The following is a 6,026-nucleotide window of genomic DNA, read 5'->3' as shown; positions in this document are numbered from 1 at the left end:
AGCCACAACGGAGATCCGGTCGACCGTACGCGCAGCCATACCCTCAGTGTTCCGCCAACTCCCGCTAACCGAGCACTAATTGAAATACAGGTCCCTGCCGTGCCGGAGTACTGCCGCTGCACGCCCGCCGAAGCGGTGCCCTTCTTGAGGAAGCCGGTCTCGTCGATGATCAGGACACCGTCGGGCTCACCGAGCCGTTCGGCCACGTATTCCTGCAGGTCGTCCCGGACCTCATCCGGCTCCCACCGGGCCCGGTTCAGCAGGTGCTGCAAACCGGCCGGGACGTCGTGGCCGACATACTCCGCGAGCTGCCAGCCGTTCTTCCGGCCGACAGGGCCGAGCAGCCCGCGCACGTAGTCCCGCATCCGCCGCCGCAGATCGACCCGGCCGAACCGGTAACCGACCCGCAACAGCACCTCCTCAAGCTCCGAAGCCCAGACACCAGGCCGTACATCGTCTTGCACGATCAGCACAACAGCAATCAAGGGCTGCTAGTCACGAACTTCGACCACATGACGACACGTCAGCTGAATATGCTCAGAAACCAGCCCCTGACCAGCAGCGATAGCGAAGTGCAACTGGAGTACTAGTACTCCAGCCGTAGATCGTGATCTTCATGTCTGATTCGCGGCTTGTCGGTGGTAATGGCTGGCCTGGGCTCGGGCCTGGTGGCGGCGTCGCCAGGCGGACCAGCGGAGCCGGTGGGCCACGTCGTGTACGGGCCGCACGACGAACGTCGTGAACAGTCGCTGGATCTCGTTGCAGGTGAGCGGGATCAGCCCGTCTGGGGCGGGATGGCGGGTGTGTTCGTCTGCGCGGACGACGACGAGGAAGGCGTGGGCGAGCATGGCCAGGGTGACCCAGCGAGACCACGAGGCGAATCGGCGGACTTGGTGCTCGTCCAGTCCGGCCAGGCCCTTTCCGGTCTGGAATGTCTCCTCCACCCGCCATCTCGACCCGGCGACGTGGATCAGCGTGGCCAGGGGCACCGGGGTCGGCGAGAAGCAGCGGTAGTAGGCGAGTTCACCGGTGGTGCAGTTGCGGCGGATCAGCAGCCGGTGGCTGCCGGGCCGGGCCTCGTCCAGGTCGATGACCGCCCAGTCGTAGAAGCGGTGCCCCTTGGCGCCGGCCCCGGCGGACAGTTTCTGCCAGGCCCGCCTGGGCACCTTCGCGGCCAGCAAGTCCGCCCGGAACTTCCCGGCACCGGTGGTGACTTCAGCCGAGCAGGCGACGGCGAGCACATAGCTGACCTTGCGCTTTTCCAGTGCGGACCGCAGCGTGGGGTTGCGGCCATAGACCTCGTCGCCTGCGACCCAGCTCACGCGGTGTCCGGCATCGAGGAACCGGCCGATCATGCGGGTGGCCAGCTTCGGCTTGGTCGCGAAGATGGTGTCCTCGCTCAGGCCGGCGGCCCGGCAGCGGTCCGGGTCGCACGTCCACGATCGCGGGATGTACAGCTCACGGTCCACCGCCGCATGCCCGCGCAGTCCTGCGTAGACGAGATAGACAGCGACCTGCGAGTTTTCGATCCGCCCAGCGGTGCCAGTGTACTGGCGCTGGACCCCGACGGTATGCGTGCCTTTCTTCACGTCCCCGGTCTCGTCGACCACCAGCACCGCCTCGGGGTCGTGCAGGTGCTCCAGCACGTACTCCCGCACGTCGTCGCGCACCGCGTCGGCGTCCCACTTCGCCCGGCCGAGCAGGTGCTGCATGCCGTCCGGACTCGCCTCCCCGGCCCACTCGGCGATCGACCAGCAGTTCTTGCGCGGCAGGTCCGACAGCAGCCCACGCACCAGGTCCCGCACCCGCCGCCGGGGCTCAACCCGCGCGAACCGGCCCGATATCCGGCCCATCAAAGCCTCGAACCTCTCCTGCCAACGGGCAGGGTCTACGCTGTGACCCGCGGCCACCGAGCGATCTTCGTCAGTCCACACAACTCACGATGATCACTGGTGGCCGCACCTGTCTCCGCAACGCCCCACCAATCAGGAGGACACATGCACCGTGGCGAAGTCTGGTGGGTCGAGTTCGACGAGAGACGCCCGGTCGTACTGCTGTCGGGAGACGAGGCATCCGGGTTCCGGGTGATCCAGGTCGTCGCTCCGGCGGGCGTCGACATCAGTGGTCTGGGCGTTGAAGTGGCGGTAGGAGCCTTCGAAGGGCTGCCCTTCGAAGGCGTGCTGCGGTTCGCCTTCCCGCGTCCGGGCTTCACCCCTTGCACGTGGCTGACCATCGTGTCCCGGGACGACCTGATCGAGCGGGCAGGCGTGCTGTCCCCCGCGAAGCTCAACGAGGTTGAAGATGCCCGCCGCCTCGGTAGACAGGCCAAAGAGTGGACCCCTGCGATAGCTGCGAAGTTCAGCGAGATCAGGGACACCCTCCGTCGCCGCGAGCTCGAGTAGGCGCAGAAGGAACGAACACCCCCCGATGACATGGACGATCAACGGGTGGCCGCACCTGACCCCGCGGCGCCCTCAGCAACAAGATCACGACCTACGGCTGGAGTACTAGCCACACCCTGACGGCGGAACGCGTTGGAGAGCGGCCGCCCGAGGATCAGACGCTGACCACGGGGCGTTCGGGACTCCGGCCATGATCGCGTCATCACGGAACTGCGGCCAGAGCCAGATTCAAATGTCCCCATCAACATGAGGCCGGCCCTGCCCCTACTCTGGCTGTGACGAAGCTGCTAGGAGGGGCAAGGCCGTGATGTCTCAAGATGCTACCCCGGACCCGTACGCCGATCCGCTGAAGTTCGGTCAGCGGGTTCAGATCCTCCGTGAGCGCCGGGGGATGACCCAGTCGCAGGTCGCCGATTTGCTCGGTATTTCCCCACACACGTACCGCAAGATTGAAAACGGTCAGCAGAAGGCACCCGGCCTTGAGTTGGTACTGCGCATCGCCGAGGTGCTGAGGGTTCGCGACCTTGCCGACCTGACGGGACGGCCGGAGGTGCACGTTGACCTGTTCATCGGTCCCGGCCACCCGCGTCTGGCTGCCGTGAAGGCTGCCATCGACAACTTCCCGCTCACGACCGGAATTGAGCCGCCGCCCGTTGCACACCTCGAAGCCCGGCTGTACACCGCGTGGAAGGCACGGCACGCGTCAAAGAACCACCGTGAGGCGATCGGTAAGCTGCTGCCTGACCTGATCCGGGACGCCCAGACGCTCGTACGACACGCCGACAGCGCCGCCGAGCGGCGCGCGGCGCAGTCCCTCCTTGCCCAGACGTACTCGCTGTCGCAGTTCTTCATCGCCTACCAGCCCGACAGTTCCCTGCTTTGGCGGGTCGCTGAACGTGGCATGGTCGCTGCTCAGGAGAGCGAGGATCCGCACACCATCGGCGTTGCTTCGTGGCTGCTGGCGCAGGCGCACCGCGACAGCGGACCGAGGCACTACGACGCTGCCGACTCGGTCAACCGCGAAGCGGTCCAGTTCCTGGAGCCTCTCCTGTCCGACGCCTCGGACGATGTGCTGGCGATCGCTGGTGCCCTGGAGTTCGAACTCGGCTACACCGCGGCCCGCCGAAGGGAGACCGGTACCGCGTGGCGGCACTGGGACAAGGCCAACGACATGGCTGCACGGCTGCCTGCCGAGTACTACCACCCCGTGACCAGCTTCAGCCGGGCCGTGATGGGCGCGCACGCGGTGACCGTGGCTGTCGAACTGCACCAAGGCGGCGAGTCCGTGCGGCAGGCCGCTCGGGCGGACCAGAGCCTCATCAAGTCCCGCCCGCGGCGCGCCCGACACCGCATCGAGGAAGCGAGGGGCTACCAACTCGACAACCAGCCAGACGTCGCCATCGCGTCGTTGGAGAAGGCGTACGAGGCCGCACCTGAGACGATCCGCTACAACGGCTATGCCAGGACAATCCTCTTGGAGGAAGTCGAGTCGACGCAGGCTCCCCGGCGGCACCGGGCCGCCGAACTGGCCGAGAAGGTCGGCATCCTGGCTGCCTGAAAGTAGCGACCGGATTACGGTCGGCGGTACCGCACAGGCGCCCCTACGGTCAGAGCGTCAGACCCCGGCGAGGTGGTGAGACCTCCCGGGGCATGGCCAACGCTATGTAGGAGCGTCGACATGACGAACGGTACCGCCCCGTCTGAGGGGCGCGCACAGGGCGCCAAGATGACGATCGAGGTGTACACGGTCAGCCGGGACGGGGTGGTGGTGCGCCCGCCGCGTGCCACGGTCAGTGTGCCGCATGGGTACGAGCCCGCCCTCGAACCGATCAGCACGCAGCTGGCGCCGTGCGCCTGCCCCGTCCACCGCAAGGCGGGAGCTGCCCGGTGAACGTCATCCGCGAGGAGACCGAGATTCCCGCGCAGTCCACCGCCACGATGCGCGCAGCAGCGACCTGGCTCCTGGACCAGCGCACGGTGCCGCGCCACCAGAGCGTGAAGCTCTTCAGCCAGGGCTTCCACAACTACCTGGGGCAGCTGATCCCGCAGATCGTGCAGCTCGCCGACGTCCTGCCTCCGGACGATGTTCCGGCGAGGGTGGCGCTGGCCGGTGTCGGCGAGGCCCGGCGGCGTCTGGAGGAGCCCGAGGCTGCGGGCCTCTACGGTGAGGTCGACCGTGTCAGGCGGCTGGCCCGGTCGGTGGTGGCCCTGTGCGACCACTACGACGCGCTGACCGGGCTGGCGATGTGCCTGGCCTGCGACAAGCCGATCGAGGCTGGCGACGCATGGGTGCCGTACGACAAGGTCAGTCCCTCCGGCGGTGCCGCACGGGCGGGCCGGATCCACTGCCGCTGCGCGAACGCGCCACGCCGCCGCTGACGCGGCCCCCTGCCCCGGGTGAGGGGCCCACGGCGACCGCAGGGTCAGGGTCGCACCCACAGATGCCCGTGTCCCGCCGGGGGACCGCAAGCCTGCGGCGGGGCGGGTCTTCCACCCCCGTCCGAGCCCGCGGACAGGACGGACCGGGCGGGGGCACCCCAATTCACCAGGAGGCAGCACCACATGACCGCTGTACTGGAACCGCCGGCCAACACCGTGCCGGGCGGTGTGACCTTCCTTGAGTTGGAGATCACCGGCAGGTGTCAGCTCACGTGCTCGTCGCACTGCTACGCGCAGGCGGACCCGACCAAGGGCCACGGCAGCATGACGGGCGACGACTGGCGCCGCGTCATCGACGAGGCCGCCGCCACGGGCGTGCACACCGTGCAGTTCATCGGCGGCGAACCGACACTGCACCCCGAGTTCGTCCGGCTCGTCGGGCACGCCCTGGGTGCAGGGCTGCGCGTGCAGGTCTACAGCAACCTCTACCGGGTGCGCGCCGAGCACTGGGAGCTGTTCGCCGACCCCCGCGTGAGTCTGGGCACGTCGTACTACTCCGACGACCCGGACGAGCACGACCAGATCACCGGACGGAAGGGCTCCCACGACTCCACCCGCGCGAACATCGTCGAGGCCGTCCGCCGTGGCATCTCGGTCAAGGTCGGCATCATCCACATGCGTGATCGGCAGCGCTCGCAGGAGGCCCTCGACGAGATGAGGGCGCTGGGGGTAGACCGGGTGAGCGTGGACCATGTGCGCGCGGTCGGGAACGCGGCGAAGGGAAAGACGCTCCTGCCGTCGACATCGCAACTGTGCGGGCGGTGCGCGCACGGCAAGGCGGCGATCCTGCCGGACGGCATGGTCGCGCCGTGTGTGATGGGCCGTTTCCTGCCCGCTGGCGACGTCAAGACGGGCTCGCTGAAGCAGGTGCTCGCCGGCCCGCAGTGGGCGCAGGTCGCCGCGAGCATCCCGCGGCCGTACCGGGCCGGGTGCACGCCGGACGAAGACTCCTGCATGCCCTCGCCGGGGAAGACGCTCACGGCCTGCAAACCGAACTCGGACGGGTCGGACTGCTCCCCGGCTGAGACCCCCGCCTGCGCACCCAAGCACTAGGAGGAAGCGATGGACTGGGAGGTGCACGCGCGGCGTCTGGCGGCCGGGGTGACCCGGCCCGAGTCGCGCTGGTACGAACCGCTCGCCGTCACGCCGCGGCACGTGTTCGTGCCTCGCTGGTGGGCTCGTGGG

General features: G+C 68.3%; 7 protein-coding genes. 5 read left to right on the top strand and 2 right to left on the bottom strand.

Annotated elements, in window-relative coordinates; all coding sequences use genetic code 11:
• Both ACFVJQ_RS45305 and ACFVJQ_RS45300 read right to left on the bottom strand, forming a co-directional pair.
• Positions 1–464 (bottom strand): transposase (locus ACFVJQ_RS45305; RefSeq protein ID WP_385791801.1); only part of this gene is annotated, 464 nt, incomplete at its 3' end.
• A 150-nt stretch (positions 465–614) separates the two neighbouring features.
• Positions 615–1,853, bottom strand: coding sequence for an IS701 family transposase (locus tag ACFVJQ_RS45300; protein ID WP_385791799.1), 1,239 nt, complete (start codon positions 1,851–1,853; stop codon positions 615–617).
• 144 nt (positions 1,854–1,997) lie between these two features.
• Between ACFVJQ_RS45300 and ACFVJQ_RS45295 the strand changes: the two genes are divergently transcribed.
• The 5 genes from ACFVJQ_RS45295 to ACFVJQ_RS45275 all read left to right on the top strand — a co-directional run bounded on the left by ACFVJQ_RS45295 (position 1,998) and on the right by ACFVJQ_RS45275 (position 5,894).
• The gene (locus ACFVJQ_RS45295) at positions 1,998–2,402 is read left to right on the top strand and encodes a type II toxin-antitoxin system PemK/MazF family toxin (protein ID WP_385791797.1); all 405 of its coding nucleotides are present in this window, start codon (positions 1,998–2,000) and stop codon (positions 2,400–2,402) included.
• Positions 2,403–2,709: 307 nt separating this feature from the next.
• Positions 2,710–3,960 carry a helix-turn-helix transcriptional regulator gene (locus ACFVJQ_RS45290; RefSeq protein WP_385791795.1) on the top strand — a complete coding sequence of 417 codons (1,251 nt, stop codon included), beginning with the start codon at positions 2,710–2,712 and terminating at the stop codon, positions 3,958–3,960.
• A 120-nt stretch (positions 3,961–4,080) separates the two neighbouring features.
• Positions 4,081–4,293, top strand: a complete 213-nt coding sequence (locus ACFVJQ_RS45285) for a hypothetical protein (protein WP_385791793.1) — start codon at positions 4,081–4,083, stop codon at positions 4,291–4,293.
• Positions 4,290–4,781, top strand: coding sequence for a DUF6415 family natural product biosynthesis protein (locus ACFVJQ_RS45280; protein WP_385791792.1), 492 nt, complete (start codon positions 4,290–4,292; stop codon positions 4,779–4,781). Before ACFVJQ_RS45285 ends, ACFVJQ_RS45280 begins: the two co-directional genes overlap by 4 nt.
• Positions 4,782–4,964: 183 nt before the next feature.
• A complete protein-coding gene (locus ACFVJQ_RS45275) occupies positions 4,965–5,894 on the top strand; it encodes a radical SAM protein (RefSeq protein ID WP_385791790.1) in 930 nt (309 codons plus the stop codon).
• Positions 5,895–6,026 lie beyond the last annotated feature (132 nt).

The organism is Streptomyces sp. NPDC127197, assembly GCF_042672405.1.
Taxonomy (GTDB): Bacteria; Actinomycetota; Actinomycetes; order Streptomycetales; family Streptomycetaceae; genus Streptomyces; species Streptomyces flavusporus.
Note: the sequence above shows the minus strand (reverse complement) of the source record. Positions and strands in the feature narration are given on the sequence as shown.

Coding starts and splice junctions, on each gene's coding strand:
- ACFVJQ_RS45300 (WP_385791799.1), bottom strand. CDS start 1,853: ATGGGCCGGATATCGGGCCGGTTCGCGCGGGTTGAGCCCCGGCGGCGG.
- ACFVJQ_RS45295 (WP_385791797.1), top strand. CDS start 1,998: ATGCACCGTGGCGAAGTCTGGTGGGTCGAGTTCGACGAGAGACGCCCG.
- ACFVJQ_RS45290 (WP_385791795.1), top strand. CDS start 2,710: ATGTCTCAAGATGCTACCCCGGACCCGTACGCCGATCCGCTGAAGTTC.
- ACFVJQ_RS45285 (WP_385791793.1), top strand. CDS start 4,081: ATGACGAACGGTACCGCCCCGTCTGAGGGGCGCGCACAGGGCGCCAAG.
- ACFVJQ_RS45275 (WP_385791790.1), top strand. CDS start 4,965: ATGACCGCTGTACTGGAACCGCCGGCCAACACCGTGCCGGGCGGTGTG.